The organism is Burkholderia sp. FERM BP-3421, assembly GCF_028657905.1.
In the GTDB taxonomy this organism is placed as follows: Bacteria; Pseudomonadota; Gammaproteobacteria; order Burkholderiales; family Burkholderiaceae; genus Burkholderia.
Map to the genome: position 1 here is coordinate 3,297,656 of NZ_CP117782.1, position 24,149 is coordinate 3,321,804.

A 24,149-nucleotide genomic window follows, 5' to 3' on the forward strand; every position below is an offset into this window, starting at 1 on the left:
GGCGGATTTTGCTGCATAATCGTCGCTTTCATTTCGACAATGCGAGCGGAGGCGGCGATGAACCTGCATACCTGGTGGCTGTACGTGGCAACAGTGTTCGTCATCTCCGCGATTCCGGGCCCGAACATGCTGTTGGTGATGTCGCACAGCGCGCGCCACGGGCTGCGCCACTCGACCGCGACGATGGCGGGCTGCCTGACGGCGCTGATCGCGATGCTGTCGGTCTCGGCGGCGGGCCTGGGCGTGTTCCTGAAGGCCTGGCCGGCGATGTTCAATGTCCTGCGCTTCGCGGGCGCGGCCTACCTGATCTACCTTGGCGTGAAGGCCTGGCGGGCGCGGGTGGATGAGGCCGCGCCGGCGGCCGAGGCGGAGGCGGGCGCGGCTGCCGTGTCCGCCTCCCGCTGGACGCTGTTCCGCGGCGGCTTCCTGGTCGCGGGCAGCAATCCGAAGGCGATCCTGTTCGCCGCCGCGCTGCTGCCGCAGTTCATCAACGCGGCCGAGCCGACGCTGCCGCAATTCGGCATCCTGGTCGCCACCTTCGCGGTGATCGAGGTGAGCTGGTACGCGGTCTATGCACTGGGCGGCGCGCGGATCGGCGCGACGCTGAAGCGCGCGAGCTTCGCGAAGGCGTTCAACCGCCTGACGGGCGGGCTGTTCGTCGGCTTCGGCACGATGATGGCGCTGGTCCGGCACTGAATATCGCCGGGCGCGGGCAGGGACGCCGCGCGCACCGTCCGAACGCCCCGCGTTTCCTGGAAGCGCGGGGCGTTTTCATTGGCGCTGGGCAAATTGCAGCACCAACCCGGTGCAAAAATGAGATGGTTGTCTAATTAGAACCAATAGTCGAGGGAAAATCCTTATTTTCGATATGGAAATGTTGCATTGCGTCAATCAACCGGGTATAGTCCGACCTGTCTCCTCCATGTCTCCTCTGATATGGATTCAGCCCGCCTCTACAGGCGGGCTTTTTTTTGCCCGCTTTTTGCCCGTTCGCCGGGCGCGGCCGGACTCAGAACTTGTACGACACCCCGACGAAGCTGATGATCGGGTCCGCCTTCAGCTCCGATTTCGACTCCGCCAGTTCGGTGCCGTCCGCGGCCTTGATCGTGACGGTCGAGGTGGTCTTCAACGGGATATACGTGACCGACGCGACGAGCCCCCAGTGATCGGTGATGTTGTACGTGAGCCCCGCGTTGAACACCGGCTGCCACGACGACGACGCCTTGGCGGACACCTGGGTCGTGCCCGGCTTGCCGGCGCCGGCCGCGAGGATCGCGCCGAGGTTGTCCTGGGTCTGCTTGATGAAGTTCGGCTGCAGCTGCAGGTCGCTGAACCAGTTGTATGACACCCCGACGCCGAGGAACGGCCGCAGCTTCGCGGTGGCCGCGCCGAAGTAGTACTGGAAGATCATCGCCGGGCTCCACTGCCGGACGCTCTTCACGATCGGATTGACGGGACCGATGCCGATGTTCTGCGAGCCGAGCGCGCCGGCCGGGCCGGGCGGCTGGATGGTGCCCTGTCCGGTGATCTTGAAGGTCGGCGGCACGCCGGCCACCGACGTGACCGCGATGTGATCGGTGAGGAAATGGCTGACCGTCAGCCCCACCGTGTCCGAGCCGCTGGTGTGCAGGCCGGTGCCGGGCGAGGTGAAGGACGCCGGCAGGCGCAGCGGCGTGTTGATCGGCGTCGGCGCGACATTGGTCGTGAGCGGCGAGGTGCTCTGCTGCGGCATGATGTGGAACCAGCCGAGCGTCACCACGTTGCTGCCGGCGCTTTGCGCATGCGCCGCGAGCGGGGCCAGCGCGGCGGCGCTCGCCGCCGCGCACAGGATTCTTTTCATCACGGGCTCCCGGTCGCGGTCACTGCACGAAGGCGCCGATCGTGAAGTACGGCGACGACGCGTTCGACATGTCGAGGAACCCGAATACCCCGCCCGTGAAGATGAACTTGCCGGTCGGCGTCGTGCTGCTCGCGTTCGTGTGCGTGGAGGTGACGACGCCGGGCACTGCCTGCGTGTAGTCGAGGTTCAGCGCGGTCGCGAGCGAGGCCTGCGATGCATTGAACGGATCGAGCAGGGTCGCCTGGGCGTTGCTCAGCGCGGTGGTCCGGTAGTCGAACTGGCTGTCGACGCCGATGTACTCGCCGTTCTGCGAACCGACCGCGAGCGTGGTCAGCGGCGCGAGGATCGAGATGCCGGATTCGTCGTCCGCGGTGAGGCCCGGCACGCCGTTCGCGTCGGGCTGCGGATTCGGATTCGCGACGCCGGTGCGGATCATGATCGGCACGAGCTGGTTGCGCAGCTTGCCGACGATGATGAAGCCCTTCGCCTCGGGCACGGTCGCGAGGGTCGGCTTGACCTGCCCCTGGTAGTGATCGGTCTCGAAGGCGCCGCTGCCGTCCGCCGATTGCACGAGGTTGGCGCCGGGCTGCCGGCAGGGGCCCGCGTAGATGCCGGTCGTGTCGCAGCGGCTCCAGGTGCCGTCGGCGTTGATCGTCACCTGCGCGTCGATGGTCGTCGGCGCGAAGCTCTGCGAGGGCACCTGGCCGTAGCCGAGCTGGTGATAGTTGCCCGCGAGGTTCGCGATATTGGTCTCGAGTGTCGTGAAGCCGATGAACGGGTAGTACGGGAACGTCGTGTCGGGCACCGCGCCCTGGCCGAGCAGGCCGCCGTACGAAATCTCCTTGCCGGGGATCGTGCCGCCCGCGACGCCCATCCCGATGAAGACCCGGGCGGGGCGCGTCGGGTCGAGGCTCGCGCCGTTCAGCCGGTAGGCGCAGTTGTTGAGCTTTTGCGTCGGCAGCTGGGTTTCCTGGGTCAGCGTCCCGCTCTGGGTGGTGCCGGCGCGCGTCGGCGTGACGGTCCCGGTGGTCTGCGGGATCGGCGACTCGACGTAGGTGACCTGCCAGGTGAGCTTGGTGGTGTCGAGCTGCAGCTGGACCAGTTCGCCGTCGCCGCCGCCGCCGGTGTAGGGCGTGCTGTAGTCGACCGAGGCCGGGCACAGCGCGGTTTCCACGAGCGGCGCGGGGTTGTTGTTGCTGTCGCCCCCGCCGCAGGCGGCGAGAAGGGGCGCGGCGAAAGCCAGCGCCAGAACCAGGTTGCGCTTCATGTTGCTCCTCCAGATTGTCTTTATCGGCGGCCGGCTCCCTGTCGGCCGCATCTTGCTGCTGCCCTCTGCCCTGCGTGCGGCGCGCGCGCCGCTTATTTGCTGATCTGCGCGCCCACGCCGAAGTACGGCGCCGATGCGGTGCCGGAGACGGCCGACGTCGACGTGATGCCGCCGTTGACCTGGCCCTGCACCAGCGACGCGAACAGCCCGCCCGTCGCGATCACGTAGCCCGACGCCGCCGGCTGGTTCGCGGCCGCGGTCGTGGCGATGCCGAGCAGGCCGGGCGTCGTCTGCCCGTAGTCGAGCGTGAAGCCGGTTTCGGCGGCCTCGGTGCTCGGGTTGACGAAGGTGCCGGCCGTCCCCTTGATCACGGTCGCGGTGTACTTGAAGTTCGAATCGGCGCCTGCGTAGCCGCCGTCGACCGCGCCCGACGCCAGCGCGGTCGCGCTGCCGAGCACGGCGATGCCGGATTCGTCGTCGACCTGCGCGTCGAGGTGCAGCGGCGCGGTGCCGAGGTTCACGTTGCCGGTGCGGACGATCACCGGCACGGTCGCGCCGTTCAACTGGCCGATCACGAGGTGGGCGGTCGCCGACTTGCCGGTCGCGCCGACGATCGGCAACTGGGTCTGCGGCAGGATCTGCGGCGCCTTCGCGCTGTTGAAATAGCCGTTGCCGCTCGCCGTCCACGCCCCGCCCGTCGTCAGGCAGCCGGACGACGCGCTCGACGTGCACGCGCCGTTGGCGTCGAAGGTTTCGGTGGACTGGGTGCCCGCCGTCGCATAGTTGCCGGACGGCACGAGGTGATAGAGCAGCGCGTTGTAGGTGCCGGGCAGCTGGGCGAGATTGGTCGTCGTGCTGGCGAAGCCGAGGAACGGATAGAAGTCGAAATGCCGCTGCGGCACCTGGCCGACGTTCTGGGCGACGGTGATGCCGGCGACCGCGATGTCCAGCCCGGCGTACTGGATCGTCGCGCCCGGGATGCCGCCGCCCGCCACGCCGAAGCCGATCAGGATCATCGGCGGGTTGGCCTGGTTGAAATCGGCGGCGGTCGAATAGGTCGCGCCGGTCGCGCCCGCGGGGCCGCTGCCCGGCAGCAGGATGAAGGCGCAGCGGGTCTGCTCGGCGGTCGGCAGCGTGCCGGTGGGCGGATGCATCACGTTGCCGGTGATGGTCGTGCCGGCGCGGCTCGGCGTGACCGTGCCCGTCGCGAGCGGAATCGGCGATTCGAGCCACTTGAGCGTGTAGGTCATCGTCGTCGCGTTGATGTTCACGCTGACGATCTCGCCGCTGCCGGCCCCGCCGAGGTAGGTGCCGGCGCCGATGCTCGCGTCGGCCGGGCAGAGCGAGCCGTTTATCGGGATCGACGTGGGGGGGCCCTGGGTGCCGCAACTGGAACCTGAGCATTGCGAAACATTGACGGGGCCGGGGGGGCCGCCGTCACCGCCGCAGGCGGCGAGCAAAGGGGCGAGCGCAATGGCCATAGCCACCCCTTTCAAATAGGCGCGCGACATGCCGCTGTCTCCAATCTGTTTAATTGTCCGGACTAATTTGGCGGCGCCTTTTTTTGATGTCAATTGATGGAATCGTCTAAAAAAGACGATTTAAACAATTAAGAATGTAAAAGCCTAATTGGCGCTTGGGATGGCGCGCAGCATTCAAACGAAATGAGCGTTTGAAATGAGCGTTGCAATGGCGCTGATTGGTCATGGCGATGCGGTTCCGGGCGAATATCATGCATCTTCGCGGAACGTTTGAAGGGCGAAAATATAAGGTGATTCCCTATTGGGGATTTCGAGTGATTTTATATTGTCGGATGAATGAAATTATAATTTTTGTAAATCTATGTTAATGGCGGGGATTTATTTTAAAGGCTTTCATTTCGGAAGCTTTTAAAATGAAAAAGCCGGCCCAGGGCCGGCTTTGCGGGAGGCGGGGAACGTTCAGCGGCGCAGGCCGCTGTCCTCCTCCGCGCCGATGTTCAGGTTCATGCACTGGATCGCCGCGCCCGACGCACCCTTGCCCAGGTTGTCGAGCCGCGCGACCGTGACGAAGCGCTCGGCGGTGCCGAACACGAACAGGTCGACCCGGTTGGTGTCGTTGCTGGCCTGCACGTCGAAGAAGCCGTCGTCGAGGTTGTCGGCGGTGTCGTACGGTGCGACGCGCACGAACGCCTCGCCCGCGTAGTGCTCGGCGAATACGCGCTGCACGTCCTGCGGGGTCACGCGCTTCGCGAGCTGGCTCGGCGTGAAGTAGGTGGTGACCGCGAGGCCCTTGTAGAACGGCCCGACGATCGGCGTGAACAGCGGCGCGTTCGCGAGGCCGGTGTGCGCGGCCATTTCCGGCAGGTGCTTGTGCGCGAGCGCGAGCGCATACGCGCGCGGGCTGGCGAGCCGGCCTCCCGTGTCGGCCTCGTAGTCGGCGATCATCTTCTTGCCGCCGCCGCTGTAGCCGGTGATCGAGTAGCTGTGCGCGGCGAAGTCCAGCGCGACGATCCCCGCGTCGACGAGCGGGCGCATCGCCAGCACGAACGCCGACGCATGGCAGCCCGGCACCGCGATGCGCTTCGCGCCGCGGATCCGCGCGCGCTGCGCGCGGTTCAGCTCCGGCAGGCCGTAGGCCCAGTCGGCGCTGGTGCGGAACGCGGTGCTCGCGTCGATCAGCGTGGTGCGATCGTTGTCGACGAGCGACGCCGACTCGCGCGACGCGACGTCGGGCAGGCACAGGAAGGTCACGTCCGAGGCGTTGATGAGGCGCCGGCGTGCGTCGACATCCTTGCGCTGCGCTTCGTCGATCCGCAGGATTTCGATATCGTCGCGTGCGGACAGGTATTCGAAGATCTTCAGGCCGGTCGTACCTTCCTGGCCGTCGACAAAAACTTTCGTGCTCATCTCGCTCTCACAGAATCGGGGGCGGTTGACGCGGATTGCGCCGGAGAAACCGACATTTTAAGACGTGTTGCATTGCATCGTAACCGGATGCGGCCAAAAAAAGACGGCCCGCGGGTCGTCTTGTGTCCCTGATTGCCCGCGCCGGCGCGGGCATACCAGCGCGGGCATACCGGCGCGGGCGGGGCGTTCAGCGCGCGCCGGCGATCCAGCGCGCGGCGGCCGTCGCGACGCGCGCGCCGAACAGCTTCGCGGTCTCGAGGTCGCCCGGCAGGGGGCCTTCGTCCGGCGACGAGTCGGCCGGCGATTGCCCGAGCAGGCCGCTGAAGCTGCCGAGGAAGTTGACGTCGTTGCGGGTCGCGGCTTTCGTGTTGGCGGGCATCATGCCGGTGCCGACCCACACCATGCCGTGCTGCATCGCAAGCGTGACGAAGTACTGGAGCGTCGAGAACTTGTCGCCGTTCATCGACGCCGAATTGGTGAAGCCCGCCGCGAGCTTGTCCTTCCACTTCTGCGTGAACCAGGCCTTGGAACTGGCGTCCGCGAACTGCTTGAACTCGGCGGAGGCGCCGCCCATGTAGGTCGGCGCGCCGAAGACGATCGCGTCGGCCGCGTCGAGCGCGGCCCAGGCTGCGTCGTCGAGGTCGCCGACGGCGATGAGCCGGGCGTTGGCGCCTGCGTTCTGCGTGCCGGCATGCACGGCCTCGGCCAGCTTCTTCGTATGGCCGTAGCCGCTGTGATAGACGATGACGATGTTGGACATGCGGAAATCCTCGGAAAAGAGAGCAACACGACGCCCGGACGGGCCGGGCGGTTCAGGAGGCGCGGCCGGGCCGCGATGCGTGCAACGGGGATGAGTCTAGCAACGCGCGCCGGCCGGAAAGCATGCCCGCGCGCACTACAGTGTTTCGCCGATGACGGCAATCGTGAGGCTTACTGGCCGTAAGTGACGACGATCTGCGCCGAGCCGATCGCTTCCGTGCCGATCTCATGGTCGAACATCTGCGCCGGCCGTCCGCTCGCGACGCGCAGGTCGTTGGACTTCAGCGCGTAGACCGTGATCACGTAGCGATGCGGCTTGCCGGGCGGCGGGCAAGGTCCGCCGTAGCCGTCCGAGCCGAAGTCGTTGCGGGCCTCGGTCGCGCCAAGCTTCTTGAGGTAGCCGGATGCGCTGGCGTCGGTGGGCAGGCTCGCGACGTCGGGAGGAATGCCGGCTGCGGCCCAGTGCCACCAGCCGTGGCCGGGCGCGTCGGGATCAAGCATCGTGATGGCGAAGCCGCGGGTGCCGGGTGGGGGATTGCGCCAGCTGAGCTGGGGTGAGCGGTTGCCGCCTTTGCAGTCGCCCTGGTTGAAGACCTGGGCCGCGCCGACGCGGCTGCCGGCGCGCAGATCGTCGCTGCTCAGCGTGAAGGCATCCTGCGCATGCGCGCGAGGCGTGGCGAGCGCGGCCGCGCAGAGGCAAAGGCCGGCGAAAAGGAACGGGGGCAGGCGACGGGGCGAACCAGGCGGAACGACTCGGCGACCCATACGCATATGGCGCTTCTCCCGTCACATAGGCCGGCATGAGCCGGCGCGGATTGTTGTGGCGACCCTTGGCACGTCAGAGGCCAGTCTAACATTAGGGACGCATGACGAGCGCGTCGGGAGGTCAAAGGGACGCATGGCGCGGGCCATGAAAAAGCCGCCTGTCGCGACGACAGGCGGCTTGCGGAGCGGGGGCGACGGCGGGCGGCCGCGCGGGCGTTGCCGGGGGCGTGACGCCCTCGGCGCAACGCCAGGAGCGTTACGCCGAGGGCGTGCCGGTGGCGCCGCCGTGCGCAGCCGACCACTCGGCCGGCGCGTGCAGGAATTTCTCGACTTCGTCGAGCGTCTTGGTCTCGAAGTAGCCGGAGGCTTTCGCGACGCGCAGCACGTCCCACCAGGTCGCGAGCGCGTGAAGGTCGACGTCGATGTCCTTCAGGACCGACACGCTTTCCTTGAAGATGTTGTAGTGGAACAGCACGAAGCAGTGATTCACCTGCGCGCCCGCAGTGCGCAGCGCGTTGATGAAGTTGATCTTGCTGCGGCTGTCGGTGGTCAGGTCCTCGACCAGCAACACGCGCGAACCTTCGTCGAGCTTGCCTTCGATCTGGGCGTTGCGGCCGAAGCCCTTCGGCTTCTTGCGCACGTACTGCATCGGCACCATCAGGCGATCGGCGAGCCACGCCGCGAACGGGATGCCGGCGGTTTCGCCGCCCGCGACCGCGTCGATCTGCTCATAGCCGACGTCGCGCAGGATCGTCGCTTCCGCCATCTCCATCAGGCCGCGGCGCACGCGCGGATACGAGATCAGCTTGCGGCAGTCGATATAGACCGGGCTGGCCCAGCCCGACGTGAAGATGAACGGCTTTTCGGCGTTGAAGTGCACCGCCTGCACTTCGAGCAGCATTTTGGCGGTCGTGTCGGAGATCGTCTGGCGATCGAAGCCTGTCATGGGCATTCCTTGGGTGATGTGCGAGGGGCGGGCGCGGGCCCGATGGCGCAGCAAGTGAGGCCCCGGCGGGGTGGCGGGACCGGCGAGGGGCCGGTGAACCATTTCGCTGCGCGCGTAGCCCGCTATTTTACCCGATTCGGCCGTCATTTAGCGCCGCCGAGCGCGCGGCGACCCGCGACGCCGGCCGCCGCGCACCCGGAATCGTCCGATGATTCGAAGTCCGTGCGAATGCTTGCGCGAGGCGCGCCGGGTACCGCGCCGCAGCAACGATTTGCCGGGCACGAGGTGTACACTAGGCGACCCTTAGAAATTGCTCGGCATCCGGTACCTCCCTCTTGCCATCCGCCAAGGTTCGATGGCGCGCCAACCCGGCGCGCGACGGCCGCCGCAGTCGACTATCCCCTCGATTTCCCGGAACGCGGCTCACGGTATCTGGTGCCGAGTCCTTAATTACGCAGTCTCTCGCAGGTCAATCATGGACGAACAACTGAAGCAGGCAGCCCTTGCCTACCATTTGAATCCGAAACCCGGCAAGATTTCGGTCACCCCCACCAAGCCGCTGTCGAACCAGCTGGATCTGTCGCTGGCGTACTCGCCGGGCGTCGCCGCTGCGTGCGAAGCGATCCACGCCGATCCGCTCGATGCGCAGAAATACACGTCGCGCGGCAACCTCGTCGGCGTCGTGACCAACGGCACGGCGGTGCTCGGCCTCGGCAACATCGGCCCGCTCGCCGCGAAGCCGGTGATGGAGGGCAAGGGCTGCCTGTTCAAGAAGTTCGCGGGCATCGACGTGTTCGACATCGAGCTGGCCGAATCCGACCCGGACAAGCTGGTCGACGCGATCGCGATGCTCGAGCCGACGCTCGGCGGCATCAACCTCGAGGACATCAAGGCGCCCGAGTGCTTCTACATCGAGCAGAAGCTGCGCGAGCGGATGAAGATTCCCGTCTTCCACGACGACCAGCACGGCACGGCGATCATCGCGTCCGCGGCGATCCTGAACGGCCTGAAGGTGGTCGGCAAGTCGCTCGGCGAAGTGAAGCTCGTGTGCTCGGGCGCAGGCGCGGCGGCGATCGCCTGCCTCGATCTGCTGGTCAAGCTCGGCCTGAACCAGGCGAACGTGCTCGTGGCCGATTCGAAGGGCGTGATCTACGAAGGGCGCGGCAATCTCGATCCGTCCAAGCAGCGCTATGCGGCGCACACCGACGCGCGTACGCTCGGCGACGCGATCCAGGGCGCCGACGTGTTCCTCGGCTGCTCGAGCGCGGGCGTGCTGAAGCAGGACATGGTCAAGACCATGGGCGACCGGCCGCTGATCCTGGCGCTCGCGAACCCGGAGCCGGAGATCCGCCCGGAAGACGCGAAGGCGGTCCGCCCGGACGCGATCGTCGCGACCGGCCGTTCGGACTACCCGAACCAGGTCAACAACGTCCTGTGCTTCCCGTTCATCTTCCGCGGCGCGCTCGACGTGGGCGCGACGACGATCACCGAGGAGATGAAGCTCGCATGCGTGCGTGCGATCGCCGAGCTGGCGCAGGAAACCGACCAGAGCGAGGAAGTGGCGAAGGCCTACGAAGGCCATTCGCTCGAATTCGGCCCGGACTACCTGATCCCGAAGCCGTTCGATCCGCGCCTGATCATCAAGATCGCGCCGGCCGTCGCGCAGGCCGCGATGGATTCCGGCGTCGCGACGCGCCCGATCCAGGACATGGATGCGTACCGCGAGCAGCTCGGCGCGACCGTGTACCGCACCGGCATGGTGATGCGTCCGGTGTTCGCGACGGCGAAGTCGAAGGCCGCGCGGATCGTGTTCGCGGAAGGCGAGGACGAGCGCGTGCTGCGCGCCGCGCAGTTCGTGCTGCAGGAGAAGATCGCGAAGCCGATCATCGTCGGCCGTCCGTCGGTCGTCGAGATGCGCCTGCAGAAGATCGGCTCGAAGCTCAAGTGCGGCGTCGATTTCGAGATCGTGAATCCGGAAGACGATCCGCGCTACCAGCAATGCTGGCAGGCCTATCACGAGGTCGGCGCGCGCGACGGCGTGACGCCCGAGGTCGCGAAGGCGGCGCTGCGCAAGTTCAACACGCTGATCGGCGCGATGCTGGTGAAGCTGGGCGATGCCGACGGCATGATCTGCGGCATGATCGACACGTACCACAGCCACCTGAAGTTCATCGAGCAGGTGCTGGGCCGTGCGTCGGGCGCCGAGCATTTCGCGGCGATGAACCTGCTGATGCTGCCGGGCCGCAACCTGTTCATGTGCGACACCTACGTGAACGAGCTGCCGAGCGCGGAACAGCTGGCCGACATGACGATCCAGGCGGCTGCCGAGATCGAGCGCTTCGGCATCACGCCGAAGGCCGCGCTGCTGTCGAACTCGAACTTCGGCAGCGCGCCGTCGGCGTCGTCGCGACGCATGGCGGAAGCGCGCCGGCTGATCGCCGAGCGTGCGCCGCAGCTCGAGGTCGACGGCGAAATGCACGGCGACGCGGCGCTGTCCGAGGCCGTGCGCAAGGCCGCCTTCCCGGGCACCGCGCTGCACGGCGAGGCGAACCTGCTGATCATGCCGAACGTCGAGGCGGCGAACATCGCGTACAACCTGCTCAAGATGGTCGGCGGTGAAGGCGTGACGGTCGGGCCGTTCCTGCTCGGCGCGGCGAAGCCGGTGCACATCCTGACGCCGGCCGCGACGGTGCGCCGGATCATCAACATGACGGCGGTGGCCGCGGCGAACGTCAACAACGTCGCGCGCTGACCCGAGGCGGCGCGGCTGCGCCGCCTGCGTCATCCACGCCACGAAACGCGCGTTTCGTGGCGTTTTTTTTCGCGTGCGGCCCGGCGCTCAGCGGTGTGGGGCATGCGCCTGGGTTCGGTCCGACCGTTCCGGATGGGGCGGCGTGGCAGGCTGCGGCGGCCATGGATGATCGGGCGCATGGGGCAAGCCGGCCGGATCGTTGCCCGCGGCCCGGCGGGCGCACGTTCAGGTCCGAACCGACCATCCCGGTTCAGTCTCAGCCGGTTTGGCAGGCCGCGGCCGCCGTGACCTGTCGCGGACGGTTTTCCGTGGATTCCCGCGCGCCCGAACCGGCGCGAGGAATCGCCGATGAACCGGATGAACGAAGCCTGCGACGAGACGCCGGCGCGCCGCGTATGGCGGATGCGCCGTCGCATCGCATGGGTGCGCCCGGCGATCGTCGTTGCGCCGACTGTCTGGCGGTGATCGGCCGATCGATCGGCGAGATGGCGCTACGCCGGCCGGGCAGGCAAAAAAGAAGGCGGCCTGAGCCGCCTTCCTTCAATGCCGGACGCCGCGTGTTCAGGCGACGTGCCGCGCCGTGTCACCCGAGCCGTTCCAGCGCCCGGTCAGCGTCTTCCACTTGATCCGCACCGCACGCAGGTTGTTCTCCTTCACGTGGCCGTAACCGCGGATCTCGTCGGGCAGGTTCGCCAGCTCCAGCGCGAGCGGCATCTTGCTCGCCGTCAGCCCGCCGATCAGCTGCCCGATCAGCGCTTCGTATTCGCCGATCAGCGCGCGCTCGGTGCGCCGTTCCTCGGTACGGCCGAACGGATCGAACGCCGTGCCGCGCAGGAATTTCAGCTTCGCGAGCAGGCGGAACGCCGGCAGCATCCACGAACCATACTGCTTCTTGATCAGATGGCCGTGCGCATCCTTCTTCGCGAACAGCGGCGGCGCAAGGTGGAACTTGAGCTTCCAGTCGCCGTCGAACTGCGCCTTGAGCCGGGCCAGGAACGCCGGATCCGACTGCAGGCGCGCGACCTCGTACTCATCCTTGTACGCCATCAGCTTGTACAGGTTGCGCGCGACCGCCTCGGTCAGCGCTTCCTGGGCGAGATCGGAGCTGCTGAGCGCGCGCTCGGCCGCCCGCACCTTGCCGAGGACGGCGGTGAAGCGCGCCGCGTAGGCGGCGTCCTGATAGGCGCTCAGATGCTGGACGCGCGTGGCGATCAGGGCGTCGACGGCCTTCTTCGTGTGCAGCGAGATCACCGTCGCGCCGGAGGACGCCTGTACGCCGCCCGAGGCGGCCTTCCGCACGCTCGCCAGGTCGTGCGCGGCGCGCCGGCCCCAGTCGAACGCCGCGCGGTTCTTGTCGATCTGCACGCCGTTCAGTTCGATCGCGCGCACGAGCGAGGCGAGCGACAGCGGCAGCCAGCCGCGCTGCCATGCGTAGCCGAGCATGAACGGGTTGGTGTAGATCGCGTCGCCGAGCAGCGCGACCGCGAAGTGGTTCGCGTCGATCAGGTCGACGTCGTTGCCGGCGGCGGCGCGGATGTCCTGTTCGGCGCTCAGGCCCGGGAAGGACCACTTCGGGTTCTTGATGAACTCGGCGGTCGGCGTCTGTGCGCTGTTGACGACGACGCGCGTGACGTCATGGCGCATCCGCGACGTGCATTCGTCGCCCGCCGTCACGATCGAGTCGCAGCCGATCACGAGGTTGGCGTCGCCCATCGCGATGCGGGTCGCGTGGATGTCGGACGGCGCGTTCGAGATCTGCACGTGGCTCATCACGGCGCCGCCCTTTTGCGCGAGGCCGGTGACGTCGAGCACCGTGACGCCCTTGTTCTCGAGGTGCGCGGCCATCCCGAGCAGCGCGCCGATCGTCACGACGCCGGTGCCGCCGACGCCCGTGACCAGCACGCCGAAGGTATGGTCGAGCGCGGGCGGGACGGGCTCGGGGATCGCGGGCAGCGCGCTGCCGTCGACCGACACCGCCTTCGGCTTCTTCAGCTCGCCGCCTTCGACGGTCACGAAGCTCGGGCAGAAGCCCTTCACGCACGAGAAGTCCTTGTTGCAGCTGGACTGGTTGATCTGGCGCTTGGTGCCGAACTCCGTCTCCAGCGGTTCGACCGACAGGCAGTTCGACTTCACCGAGCAATCGCCGCAGCCTTCGCAGACCGCCTCGTTGATCACGGCGCGCTTGGCCGGGTCCGGATACGCGCCGCGTTTGCGGCGGCGGCGCTTCTCGGTCGCGCAGGTCTGGTCGTAGATCAGGATCGTGGTGCCCTCGATCTCGCGCAGCATGCGCTGCACGTCGTCGAGCGCGTCGCGGTGATGGATCGTCACGCCCGGCGCGAGCAGCGTCGTGCCCTGGTACTTCTCGGGCTCGTCGGTGACGATCACGATTTTCTTCGCGCCTTCGGCCGCGAGCTGGTGCGTGATCTGCGGCACCGTGAGGACGCCGTCGACGGGCTGGCCGCCCGTCATCGCGACCGCATCGTTGTAGAGGATCTTGTAGGTGATGTTCGCCTTCGAGGAGATCGCCGCGCGCACGGCGAGCAGCCCCGAGTGGAAATAGGTGCCGTCGCCGAGGTTCGCGAACACGTGCTTCTCGTCGGTGAACGGCGCCTGGCCGATCCACGGCACCCCTTCGCCGCCCATCTGGCTGAAGGTGCTGGTGCTGCGGTCCATCCAGACCGTCATGTAGTGGCAGCCGATGCCGGCGATCGCGCGCGAGCCCTCGGGCACGTTGGTCGAGGTGTTGTGCGGGCAGCCGGAGCAGAACCACGGCTTGCGCTCGGTCGTCACGTGGGGCTTCGCGAGCGCCATCTCCTTCGCGTTGATCACCGCGATGCGCGCGGCGATCCGTGCGCGCACGTCGGACGGCAGGTCGAACTTGTCGAGCCGCGTCGCGATCGCCTTCGCGATGATCGCGGGCGACAGCTCGTAGTGTGCGGGCAGCAGCCAGTTGCCCATCGGCACCGACCATTCGCCGCCCGCGCCGTCCTTCTCGTCGAACTTGCCGAACACGCGGGGACGCTGGCCGTCCGGCCAGTTGTACAGCTCTTCCTTGATCGCGTATTCGAGGATCTGGCGCTTCTCCTCGACCACCAGGATTTCCTCGAGGCCGCGCGCGAACGACTGCGCGCCCTGCGCTTCGAGCGGCCACACGCAGCCGACCTTGTAGAGGCGGATGCCGATGCGCGCGCAGGTATCGTCGTCGAGGCCGAGGTCGCTGAGCGCCTGGCGCACGTCGAGGTAGGCCTTGCCGCCCGTGATGATGCCGAAGCGCGCGTGCGGCGATTCGATCTCGATGCGGTCGAGCTTGTTCGCGCGCACGTAGGCGAGGGCCGCGTACCACTTGTAGTCGAGCAGGCGGGCTTCCTGCACGAGCGGCGGATCCGGCCACCGGATGTTGAGGCCGCCCTCGGGCATCATGAAGTCGGTCGGCAGCACGATCTGGGTGCGGTGCGGATCGATGTCGACGGAGGCCGACGATTCCACCACGTCGGTCACGCACTTGAGCGCGACCCACAGGCCGGAATAGCGGCTCATCGCCCAGCCGTGCAGGCCGAAGTCGAGATATTCCTGGACGTTGGACGGGAACAGCACGGGAAGCCCGCAGGCCTTGAAGATGTGCTCGGACTGATGGGCCAGCGTCGAGGACTTGGCCGCGTGGTCGTCGCCCGCGAGCACGAGCACGCCGCCGTGGCGGGACGAGCCCGCGGAGTTCGCGTGCTTGAATACGTCGCCCGTGCGGTCGACGCCCGGGCCCTTGCCGTACCACATCGAGAACACGCCGTCGTGCTTCGCGCCGGGGTACAGGTTGACTTGCTGAGAGCCCCACACGGCGGTGGCGGCGAGGTCTTCGTTCAGGCCGGGCTGGAAGACGATCTGGTGCGCGGCCAGGTGCTTCTGCGCTTTCCACAGCGACAGGTCGAGCCCGCCGAGCGGGGAGCCCCGATATCCGGAAATGAAGCCGGCGGTGTTGAGGCCGGCGGCGCGATCGCGTTCCTGCTGGAGCATCGGCAGGCGGACCAGCGCCTGGATGCCGCTCATGTACGCGCGACCGCGTTCGAGCGTGTATTTGTCATCGAGCGTGACGGATTTCAGCGCGGCTTCCAGTGACGCGCGCTGACCTGCGTCTAGCGGGGCATTCATTGTCTTATCTCCTCCACCCAGTTTGGGATCGCCAAAACTCGCGCGTCGGCGTCTTGTGAACGCGTCGGCCCGGGGCCGCCATATTGGCGGGTTTTAAGCGATGGTAGCACTGGGGGAAACCCGCCGCTTGCCGCTCGGGAACAGCGCGGGAGGCCGATGAATCAGCACGGAATCAAGGCGTTACAGCATGTAAAAGCATGTAAATCGGGGCGCATTGCGCGCCGAATGCCATTAGCCTGACGGCCTGCCTGGAGGCGCCCCCGGTTTATCCGCGCGTTGATGCGATGGCGGCGCGGCCAGGCGCTGAAAAGGAGGTGCTATGCATACACGACATATCCAGAATTTCCTGATGGTGTCCACGGCCTTTTTCGCGATGAGCGGGCCGGCCCGTTCGGCGGGCGCGAGCGCGTTGGCGGTCGCGGCGATGCCGCAGCTGCAGGTCGTGCCCGCCGTGGGCGACATCGCGGTGACCGGCTGGGCGGCGCCGCGCGCAGTGCGCCCCGCGGCGGCCTGAAACGCCGGGCCGGAATGAAGAAAGGGCGGGAATCGGAGGATTCCCGCCCTTTTCATTGGCATCGGCCGCGCGGGCCGCTTATGCCTTGTCCTGCACCACGCCGCGGCGGATCTGGTCGAGTTCGATCGATTCGAACAGCGCCTTGAAGTTGCCTTCGCCGAAACCCTGGTTGCCCTTGCGCTGGATGATCTCGAAGAAGATCGGCCCGATCTGGTTCTCCGTGAAGATCTGCAGCAGCAGGTCGTCGCGCGCGCCGTCGATCAGGATCTTGCGTTTCTTCAGTTCGTCGAGCGACTCGCCGTGGTTCGGCACGCGGCGGTCGACCAGCTCGTAGTAGGTGTCGATCGTGTCGAGCAGCGTGACGCCCTTGGCGCGCAGGCCGTCGACCGCGCCGTAGATGTCGGCTGCGCCGAGCGCGATGTGCTGGATCCCTTCGCCGCGATAGGCGTCGAGGTATTCCTGGATCTGGCCGGCCGTGTCCGAGCCTTCCTCGTTGATCGGGATGCGGATCTTGCCGCACGGCGAGGTCATCGCCTTCGACTTCACGCCGGTCACCTTGCCTTCGATGTCGAAGTAGCGGACTTCGCGGAAGTTGAACAGGCGCTCGTAGAACTCCGCCCATTCCTGCATGCGGCCGCGGTGGACGTTGTGCGTCAGGTGATCGATATAGGTGAGGCCGTGGCCCGCCGGGTTCGGCTCCGCGCCGGCGATCGGCTCGAAGTCGACGTCATAGATGCTGATGTCGCCGATGCTGCCGGGCGCCGCGCCGTTCTTGCCCTTCCAGCGGTCGACGAAGTAGATCAGCGAATCGCCGATGCCCTTGATCGCCGGGATGTTCAGTTCCATCGGGCCGGTCTTGTTGTCGAAGCCCCATGCGCCGAGATCGCGCGCGTGGCGGTAGGCCTTCGCCGCATCCTGCACGCGGAACGCGATCGCGCAGATCGACGGCCCGTGCAGACGCGCGAAGCGCTGCGCGAACGAATCGGGCTCCGCGTTGACGATGAAGTTGATGTCGCCCTGGCGATACAGCGTCACGTCCTTGTGGCGGTGGCGCGCGACGGCGGTGAAGCCCATCCGTTCGAACAGCTGGCCGAGCGCCTTCGGGTCCGGCGCCGTGTATTCGATGAATTCGAAGCCGTCGGTGCCGACGGGATTGTCCCAGGTTGGGATCTGCATGGTGTCTCCTGATGCCCTTGGCGGGCTGTATCGCGGGAAGGTCTGCGTGCGGCAAAGTGTAGCGGGGCGGGGCGGGCGGATACTTGCGAACTTAATCGCGGTTCGCTACGCTTGCGCAATTTCCCAATCAAATAAACGACCGGAGAGGCAGAAAATGGCGCGCGTGGAATTGGACGCGATCGATCGGCGGATCCTGGCCATCCTGCAGGAGAACGGGCGGCTCTCGAACCAGGAGATCGCCGAGCGGGTGAACCTGTCGCCGAGCCCGTGCCTGCGGCGGATTCGGCGGCTCGAGGAGGCTGGCGTGATCACGGGATACGTGGCCTTGCTCGATCCGCAGAAGCTCGGGCTCGACCTGCTCGCCTACGTGAGCGTGCGGCTCGAGAAGCGCGGCGGCCTCGCGCCGGCGCGCGGCGACGAAGCGTCGGCCCGCGCCGGCGCGACGCACGCGCAGTTGTTCCGCGCGGCGGTGCAGGCCTGGCCGGAGGTGGTCGCGTGCCACGCGATGACGGGCGACATGGATTACCTGCTGCGCGTGCAGGTCGAGGACATGGCGCATTTTTCGCGCTTCGTGCAGGAGCAGTTGCTGCACCATCCGTCGGTGATCGACGTGAAGACGAGCTTCTCGCTCGAACGCTTCAAGGAGACGACCGCGCTGCCGATCCGCTGAGCGCGCGCCAAATGAAACGGGCGGCCCTGGAGGCCGCCCGTGCATGCTGGCGAGGATGAGGCCGCTCAGGCCGTCAGCCCCGCGGGCAGCAGCGATTCGAAGATCTGCGTGGCGCGCTGCGCCTGACGCTTGAGCGCGTAGTCGAACACCGCGGCCTGCTCCTGCATCATTTCGGCGAGGATCGTCGAATGATCGGCGGGCGGCAGCGACAGGTAGGCATCGGCTTCGCCGTACGCGTATTCGATCCGCATGCCCGACTTCTTCGCGATGTGCATCATCGTGGCGTTGCGCGACAGGCAGTGCATATAGAGCATCGTCACCTGGGTGTTGCGGCTGCGGATCGCGGCGCGCTCGAACAGCTTCGAGCCGACGCCGTTGCCGCGCGCGCATTCGAGCACCGACACGCCGAACTCGGCGGTGCGCTTGTCGCCCTCGGCCGGCAGGTAGGCCAGATGGCCGACGCCGATCAGCTTGAGCTGGTGGTCGAAGACGCCGAACACCGTGTCGCGCGAGAAATCGATCGTGCGGACGTAGTTGTCGAGCACGTGATCGGGGACGATCTGGCCGAAGCGGAGCAGGCGATCGTCGTCGTCGAGCGTGAGAAAGTGCGTGAGCAGTTGCTCGCGGTCGGTGGAAGCCAGTTCCCGGACGAGAACCGGCGCGGGGCCGACGTTGCCGGACCACGCGGCAGGACGGCTGACAGACGTGTTCATCGTGGGTTCCTCAAAAGACCGTGCAATCGGTTTGGTGCAATGCAACAACAGTTTAGCCGATCGACGGTTCGGAACCTGGGGAAAACCCGAGTATTGTTTCGAGTATGAATTCTAGATATGTTTTAAATTTCCTGTAAACGTCTGTTTTTGCAGGAAATTTGCATAAATGTCGGGAGGGGCGACAGGCAGGCGCACTGTCATTCCCACGCAACGCATGCTGCTTTGCGGAAAATCAAGCCGTGCCGGACAGGCCGTTCTCGATCATGTCGATCACCTGCTCGGCGAAGTCGCGGTAGCCGAGGCGGCCGCCCGGCTTGAGCCAGGTGAAGGTCCAGTTGATCATCCCGAACACCATCATCGTCACCGAGGTCTGGTTTTCCTTCGCGATGCGTTCCGGATACGCGCGCGCCAGCTGCCGCGCGAACGCGGCGACGATATCGCGCTGCCGGTCGAGGATCACCTGGCGCTGCGTGTCTTCGAGGTACTTGACGTCGTTGAGCAGCGCGACGTGGCGGCTGTGCGAGGTCTCGTACTCCGCGAGGAAGGTCCGCACCAGCTCGGCGAACGCGTCGCGCTCGCTGAGGCCGCGCCGCTGGCTCACGCCCTCGACCTCGGCGATGATCAGCATCAGCCGCTTCGTGTAGCGGTCGAGCAGGTCGAACAGGATCGCTTCCTTGCTCTCGTAATAGTGATAGAGGCGCGCCTTCGAGGTGCCGCTCGCGGTGGCGAGGTCCGTCATCGACGTGCTCGGGTAGCTGGTCTGGGCGAACTTGGCGGCGGCGAGGTCGAGGATCTGCTCGCGCTGGGATTCGTGGTCGGGCGCTCGGGTGCGGGCCATGGGAGAGTCGTCTGCTCGGGTTAGCGGGGGGAGGCGGGGACGGCGCGCAGCGTGAGCGCACGCAGGTTGTCGATGCTCGGTTCGCCGCCGCGCAGCTCGACGCGGCCGGCCGCCGCCAGCTCGCGGCAGCGCCAGAACGCGATCGAGTCGCTGACGAACAGGTGGCCGCGGTCGGCGCAGCCCATCACCGAGCCGATCGTGCGGGCCGCCGGCGCCCATTCGCCGGGCACGTGTTCGAGCACGAGCACATCGAGGTCGGCATAGTGGCCGCTCTTGAAGGTATTGCCGATCCAGTAGCGCAGTTCCGCATTGGCCTGCTTGGCCTCCTGCCATTCGAGCGCGAGCCGGCTGATGCGCAGCACCGAGATCGGCGCGGCCTCCGGCAGCTTCGCGCGCAGCGTCGCGGGCGGAAAGATGCCGGTGGCGGTGGCGGTGTCGGTGCGCAGGTGGACCCACGACTGCGGATCGTCGACATCGGCGCTCGACAGGCGCACTTCGTTCAGGCGCTGCGGGACATTGCGCAGATGGTAGGCGACCCGCCGCAGCATCAGCTGGTCGGCGACGCTCTGCGCATGCCAGACCACCACCTGCCCATCGCCGGCGGCGAGCTGTTCGAGCGTCGCGAGCTCGTCGCGCACCTCGGTCTGCCAGTCCGGCAGGATGTCGCCCATCACGCGCTCCCAGAAGGCGGCGCGCGTGTCGGGAAGCTCGTCGATGCCGCGCAGCGGGCCGATGGCCAGGTCGTCGCGCAATTCGATGACGCGCTCGTCGCGACCCGCGTCGGCAAGCGCGACGCGCAGGGAAGCGGCGGCGGAGCCGCCCAGGGTGACGTGGAGAGTACTCATGGGCCTGTCGTCGACAAAGGAAAGCCGCCCGGCGACCGGCGCGGCGAAGCGGCCGGCCGACGGGCGGCCCCTAGTGTAAGCGAGATGGCCGGCGGCGCGAAACCGCCGGCTCGGCTCAGCGCTCGTCGTAGCTGACCACGACCCGGTCGCTGATCGGATGACACTGGCAGGTCAGGACGAAGCCGTCCTTCACCTCGTGGTCCTCGAGCGTGTAGTTCTTGTCCATGCGGACCTCGCCCTCGAGCACCTTCGCGCGACAGGTGCAGCAGACGCCGCCCTTGCACGCGTACGGCAGCGCGAGACCGGCGCGCAGGCCGATGTCGAGCAGGCTGACGCCTTCATACGGCAGGCGCAGCTTGCGGCGATTGCCGTCGAGCACGATCTCGAGGTCGGCGGCGGGCGTCGCATCGGTGATGTCGACGCTCGGCGCGCCCGCCTGCGGCAGCGGCGAGCCGAAGCGCTCGACGTGGATCCGGCCGGCTGGTACGCCGGCCGCGGCCAGAGCGGCCTCGGCGGCGTCCATCATCGGCGCCGGGCCGCAGATGAAGGCCTCGTCGATCGAGGCGGCGGGCGTCAGCGTGTCGAGGAAGGCCGCGCATTTCTCCTGGTTCAGCACGCCGTTGAAGAGTTCGACGTCCTGCAGGTCGTCGGACAGCACGTGGTACAGCGCGAACCGTTCCATGAAGCGGTTCTTCAGGTCCTCCAGCTCCTCGGCGAACATGATCGCGTCGACGCTGCGGTTGCCGTAGATCAGCGTGAAGCGGCTGCGCGGCTCCAGTTCGAGCGTGGTCTTGATGATCGCGAGCACCGGCGTGATCCCCGAGCCGCCCGAGAACGCGACGTACTGCTTGCCGTGCCCGGCGTTCAGATGGGTGAAGAAGCGGCCGTCGGGCGTCATCACGTCGATCGTGTGGCCGGCCTTGAGCGTGTCGAACGCGAAGTTCGAGAAGCGGCCGCCGCGCACCCGCTTGATGCCGATGCGCAGCTCGCCGTCGCGGTCGTAGTCGGTGGTGCCGACGCAGATCGAGTACGAGCGCCGCGTTTCCTCGCCATCGATGTGGGTTTTCAGCGTGACGAACTGGCCCTGCGTGAAACGGTAGTGTTCGCGCAGTTCGGGCGGGACCTCGAAGGAGACCGTGACCGCGTCGGCGGTCTCGGGTCGCACGTCGCGGATGCGCAGCGGGTGGAATTGCGGAGTCGCCATATCAGTAGGGTTTGAAGTAGTCGAAGGGTTCGCGGCAGTCGACGCAGCGGTAGAGCGCCTTGCAGGCCGTCGACGCGAACTGGGCGAGACGTTCCGTGTCGGCCGACCCGCAGCGCGGGCACGCGGGCGCCGCGAGCGGCTTCGGGCGGAAACGCACGACCCGTTCGGCGGGCGCGGCGGCGCTCCCGCATTGGCCGGTCGGCGGCGCGATGCCGTACGCGCGCAGCTTGTCGCGGGCTTCCGCGGTGATCCAGTCGGTGGTCCAGGCGGGCGCGAGCACGGTCTCGATGCGGTGCGCGGGCAGGCCGGCCCGGGCGAGCGCGAGCCCGATGTCCTCGGCGATCTGCGACATCGCCGGGCAGCCCGAGTAGGTCGGCGTGATGACCACGTCGAGCGTGCCGTCGGCCGCGCGCCGGACCTCGCGCAGGATGCCCAGCTCGCGGATCGACACGACCGGGATTTCCGGGTCGGGCACCGCTTCGAGCACGCGCCAGGCCTCGGCGACGAGCGGGTCGGCGTGGCGCGGTGCGGTGGGGGCGGGATCGTGGAGGGCGGGCATCATCGGGCTCCGTGACGGCTCGGCGCTTACCAGGACGCGCCCGGATGCTGGCGTGCGAGGCTCTGCATCTCGGCGAGCAGGAAGCCCATGTGTTCCGAGTGTTCGCCGAGCTTGCCGGTCGGCACGTGTCGGACCGGCTCGGGCAGCGCGAGCGTTGCCTCGGCGAGGGCGGCGTCGATATCGGCGCGCCACGCGGCTTCGAGCGAGGCCATCGTCGGGCCGATGCCGGTGGCAGCGACGGCGTCCTCGACCGCGTCGATCGAGAAGAATTCGCGGGTGTACGGGATCAGGTAGTCGAGCGCGGCCTGCGCGCGGCGGTGCGACTCGTCGGTGCCGTCGCCGAAGCGGACCAGCCATTCGCGCGCGTGGTGCTCGTGATAGCGGGTTTCCTTGATCGACTTGGCGGCGATGGCCGCGAGCTGCGGATCGCGGGAGGTCTCGAGCGCGGTCCACGCGTGCAGCATCAGCGTCGCGTAGAAGAAATTGCGCACGATCGTGACCGCGTAGTCCTTGTCCGCCTGCGCGGTGCCGGACAGCGGCCCGTAGTGCGGCAGCTCGACCAGCGTGTAGTTGGCGAACTCGCGCTCGGTGCGGAAGTATGCGTAGTCGTCCTCGGTGCGCGCGGGGCCGCCGAGCCGGCGATCGAGGTCGGCCGCATGCGTGTAGAGCAGGCGGGCTTGGCCGATCAGGTCGAGGCTCATGTTGGTGAGCGCGATGTCCTCTTCGAGGATCGGGCCGTGGCCGCACCATTCGGCATTGCGCTGGCCGAGGATCAGCGCGTTGTCGGCGAGGCGCAGCACGTAGGCGAGATGTTGTGGGGTGATCGTCATGGCGCGCCGCTTACATGTGGTTGACTTCGTCGGGCAGCGTATAGAACGTCGGATGGCGATAGATCTTGTCGCCCGCCGGTTCGAACAGCTCCGCCTTCTCGTTCGGATCGGACGCGGTGATCGCCGCCGACGGCACCACCCAGATGCTCACGCCTTCCTGGCGGCGCGTGTAGACGTCGCGCGCCATGCGCAGCGCCATCGACGCGTCGGCTGCGTGCAGGCTGCCGCAATGCTTGTGGTCGAGTCCCTGCTTGCTGCGCACGAACACTTCCCAGATTGGCCATTCCTTGTTCATCACTGTCTCCTGATTCCTGAATGCGGGGCGGCGGCGTGCTTCACGCAGCCTGCGGGTGTTCGCGGGCGCGGCGCTTCTGCTCGTGCGCGAGCGCGGCGGCGCGGACCCAGGCGCCGTCGTCGTGCGCCTTCACGCGGGTGGCGAGGCGCTCCTTGTTGCACGGGCCGTCGCCGTTGACCACGCGCCAGAATTCATCCCAATCGATCGCGCCGTAGTCGAAATGGCCGCGCGCCTCGTTCCACGTGAGGTCCGGGTCGGGCAGCGTGACGCCGAGCACCTTCGCCTGCTCGACGGTCGCGTCGACGAACTTCTGGCGCAGGTCGTCGTTCGAGATGCGCTTGATGCCCCACTTGCTCGACTGGTTGCTGTGGATCGAGTCGGCGTCGCTGGGGCCGAACATCATCAGGACCGGCCACCACCAGCGGTTCACGGCCTGCTGCACCATCTCGCGCTGGGCGTCAGTGCCCTTCATCATCGCGAGCAGCGCGTCGAAGCCCTGGCGCTGATGGAACGACTCCTCCTTGCACACGCGGATCATCGCGCGCGCGTAGGGGCCGTAGGTGCAGCGGCACAGCGGGATCTGGTTCATGATCGCGGCGCCGTCGACGAGCCAGCCGATCACGCCGACGTCCGCCCAACTGGGCGTCGGATAGTTGAAGATGCTTGAATATTTGGCCTTGCCGGCGTGCAGCGCGTCGATAAGCGTGTCGCGCGACACGCCGAGCGTTTCGGCCGCGCTATATAGATAGAGGCCGTGGCCCGCCTCGTCCTGGACCTTCGCGAGCAGAATCGCCTTGCGCTTGAGGCTCGGGGCGCGGGTGATCCAGTTGCCTTCGGGCAGCATCCCGACGATTTCCGAGTGCGCGTGCTGCGAAATCTGGCGCACGAGGGTCTTGCGATACGCGTCGGGCATCCAGTCCTGCGGCTCGATCTTGCCGTCGGCGGCCATGACGGCGTCGAATCGGGCCAGTTCGGGCGAATCGGCGGCGCCATCGAGCGGCGCGACGTTGCCGGAGATGTCGAGGGATTGCGTGTACATGTCGATGGACTCGTCCAGGGGAATGTGTCTGCAGTATAAATTAACCGACCGGACGGTTAATAAATTATTTGAGCTTGCGCATGAAAGATAAGGGTAAACCATGATT

Annotated in this window: 21 protein-coding genes; 4 read left to right on the forward strand and 17 right to left on the reverse strand. The window is 67.1% G+C overall.

From position 1 onward, the window contains the following. The first annotated feature begins 57 nt into the window (after positions 1–57). Entirely contained in the window at positions 58–696 is a 639-nt protein-coding gene (locus Bsp3421_RS30995; protein WP_274000606.1) for a LysE family translocator, read from the forward strand. Between the two features lie 313 nt (positions 697–1,009). On the opposite strand, the gene Bsp3421_RS31000 is transcribed toward Bsp3421_RS30995, so the two are convergent. The 7 genes from Bsp3421_RS31000 to Bsp3421_RS31030 all read right to left on the reverse strand — a co-directional run bounded on the left by Bsp3421_RS31000 (position 1,010) and on the right by Bsp3421_RS31030 (position 8,465). Further along, positions 1,010–1,840, reverse strand: a complete 831-nt coding sequence (locus tag Bsp3421_RS31000) for an OmpW/AlkL family protein (protein ID WP_274000607.1) — start codon at positions 1,838–1,840, stop codon at positions 1,010–1,012. 19 nt (positions 1,841–1,859) lie between these two features. Continuing rightward, on the reverse strand, positions 1,860–3,107 hold the full coding sequence (locus Bsp3421_RS31005) for a DUF2957 domain-containing protein (RefSeq protein WP_274000609.1): 1,248 nt from the start codon (positions 3,105–3,107) through the stop codon (positions 1,860–1,862). A 92-nt stretch (positions 3,108–3,199) separates the two neighbouring features. Next, positions 3,200–4,588 carry a DUF2957 domain-containing protein gene (locus Bsp3421_RS31010; protein ID WP_274000610.1) on the reverse strand — a complete coding sequence of 463 codons (1,389 nt, stop codon included), beginning with the start codon at positions 4,586–4,588 and terminating at the stop codon, positions 3,200–3,202. 459 nt (positions 4,589–5,047) lie between these two features. Next, positions 5,048–5,995 (reverse strand): N-acetyl-gamma-glutamyl-phosphate reductase, encoded by a 948-nt coding sequence (gene argC / locus Bsp3421_RS31015; protein WP_274000612.1) that lies wholly within the window; start codon positions 5,993–5,995, stop codon positions 5,048–5,050. Between the two features lie 187 nt (positions 5,996–6,182). Then, positions 6,183–6,755, reverse strand: a complete 573-nt coding sequence (locus tag Bsp3421_RS31020) for a flavodoxin family protein (RefSeq protein ID WP_274000614.1) — start codon at positions 6,753–6,755, stop codon at positions 6,183–6,185. Positions 6,756–6,925: 170 nt separating this feature from the next. After that, positions 6,926–7,525 carry a YbhB/YbcL family Raf kinase inhibitor-like protein gene (locus tag Bsp3421_RS31025; protein ID WP_274000615.1) on the reverse strand — a complete coding sequence of 200 codons (600 nt, stop codon included), beginning with the start codon at positions 7,523–7,525 and terminating at the stop codon, positions 6,926–6,928. A gap of 250 nt (positions 7,526–7,775) precedes the next feature. Continuing rightward, positions 7,776–8,465 (reverse strand): orotate phosphoribosyltransferase, encoded by a 690-nt coding sequence (locus Bsp3421_RS31030; protein WP_274000616.1) that lies wholly within the window; start codon positions 8,463–8,465, stop codon positions 7,776–7,778. A 475-nt stretch (positions 8,466–8,940) separates the two neighbouring features. Here Bsp3421_RS31030 and Bsp3421_RS31035 point away from each other — a divergent pair, with 475 nt between their 5' ends. Then, the gene (locus Bsp3421_RS31035) at positions 8,941–11,217 is read left to right on the forward strand and encodes an NADP-dependent malic enzyme (protein WP_274000618.1); all 2,277 of its coding nucleotides are present in this window, start codon (positions 8,941–8,943) and stop codon (positions 11,215–11,217) included. Positions 11,218–11,778: 561 nt separating this feature from the next. Here the strand turns inward: Bsp3421_RS31035 and Bsp3421_RS31040 are convergent. Next, entirely contained in the window at positions 11,779–15,360 is a 3,582-nt protein-coding gene (locus Bsp3421_RS31040) for an indolepyruvate ferredoxin oxidoreductase family protein (protein WP_274000620.1), read from the reverse strand. A gap of 319 nt (positions 15,361–15,679) precedes the next feature. Here Bsp3421_RS31040 and Bsp3421_RS31045 point away from each other — a divergent pair, with 319 nt between their 5' ends. Then, positions 15,680–15,874, forward strand: a complete 195-nt coding sequence (locus tag Bsp3421_RS31045; protein WP_274000622.1) for a hypothetical protein — start codon at positions 15,680–15,682, stop codon at positions 15,872–15,874. Positions 15,875–15,952: 78 nt separating this feature from the next. Here Bsp3421_RS31045 and hppD read toward each other — a convergent pair whose 3' ends face one another. Next, positions 15,953–17,050, reverse strand: coding sequence for a 4-hydroxyphenylpyruvate dioxygenase (hppD, locus tag Bsp3421_RS31050; RefSeq protein ID WP_274000623.1), 1,098 nt, complete (start codon positions 17,048–17,050; stop codon positions 15,953–15,955). Between the two features lie 154 nt (positions 17,051–17,204). On the opposite strand from hppD, the gene Bsp3421_RS31055 reads away from it, so the two are divergent. Next, positions 17,205–17,720: an Lrp/AsnC family transcriptional regulator gene (locus Bsp3421_RS31055; RefSeq protein ID WP_274000624.1), complete on the forward strand. Its 516-nt coding sequence runs from the start codon at positions 17,205–17,207 to the stop codon at positions 17,718–17,720. Between the two features lie 65 nt (positions 17,721–17,785). Here the strand turns inward: Bsp3421_RS31055 and Bsp3421_RS31060 are convergent, their stop codons facing one another. The 8 genes from Bsp3421_RS31060 to paaA form a co-directional block, all read right to left on the reverse strand. Further along, entirely contained in the window at positions 17,786–18,433 is a 648-nt protein-coding gene (locus Bsp3421_RS31060) for a GNAT family N-acetyltransferase (protein ID WP_274000625.1), read from the reverse strand. A 232-nt stretch (positions 18,434–18,665) separates the two neighbouring features. Next, positions 18,666–19,271 (reverse strand): TetR/AcrR family transcriptional regulator, encoded by a 606-nt coding sequence (locus Bsp3421_RS31065; RefSeq protein WP_274000627.1) that lies wholly within the window; start codon positions 19,269–19,271, stop codon positions 18,666–18,668. A 20-nt stretch (positions 19,272–19,291) separates the two neighbouring features. Then, positions 19,292–20,116: a DUF1835 domain-containing protein gene (locus tag Bsp3421_RS31070; protein WP_274000629.1), complete on the reverse strand. Its 825-nt coding sequence runs from the start codon at positions 20,114–20,116 to the stop codon at positions 19,292–19,294. A gap of 115 nt (positions 20,117–20,231) precedes the next feature. After that, the gene (gene paaE / locus Bsp3421_RS31075) at positions 20,232–21,320 is read right to left on the reverse strand and encodes a 1,2-phenylacetyl-CoA epoxidase subunit PaaE (RefSeq protein WP_274000630.1); all 1,089 of its coding nucleotides are present in this window, start codon (positions 21,318–21,320) and stop codon (positions 20,232–20,234) included. 1 nt (position 21,321) lies between these two features. Next, on the reverse strand, positions 21,322–21,882 hold the full coding sequence (gene paaD / locus Bsp3421_RS31080) for a 1,2-phenylacetyl-CoA epoxidase subunit PaaD (protein WP_274000631.1): 561 nt from the start codon (positions 21,880–21,882) through the stop codon (positions 21,322–21,324). A gap of 23 nt (positions 21,883–21,905) precedes the next feature. Then, a complete protein-coding gene (paaC, locus tag Bsp3421_RS31085) occupies positions 21,906–22,709 on the reverse strand; it encodes a 1,2-phenylacetyl-CoA epoxidase subunit PaaC (protein ID WP_274000633.1) in 804 nt (267 codons plus the stop codon). A 10-nt stretch (positions 22,710–22,719) separates the two neighbouring features. Then, positions 22,720–23,004, reverse strand: a complete 285-nt coding sequence (gene paaB / locus Bsp3421_RS31090; RefSeq protein ID WP_089439024.1) for a 1,2-phenylacetyl-CoA epoxidase subunit PaaB — start codon at positions 23,002–23,004, stop codon at positions 22,720–22,722. Between the two features lie 40 nt (positions 23,005–23,044). Continuing rightward, a complete protein-coding gene (gene paaA, locus Bsp3421_RS31095; protein ID WP_274000636.1) occupies positions 23,045–24,043 on the reverse strand; it encodes a 1,2-phenylacetyl-CoA epoxidase subunit PaaA in 999 nt (332 codons plus the stop codon). Positions 24,044–24,149: the final 106 nt, after the last annotated feature.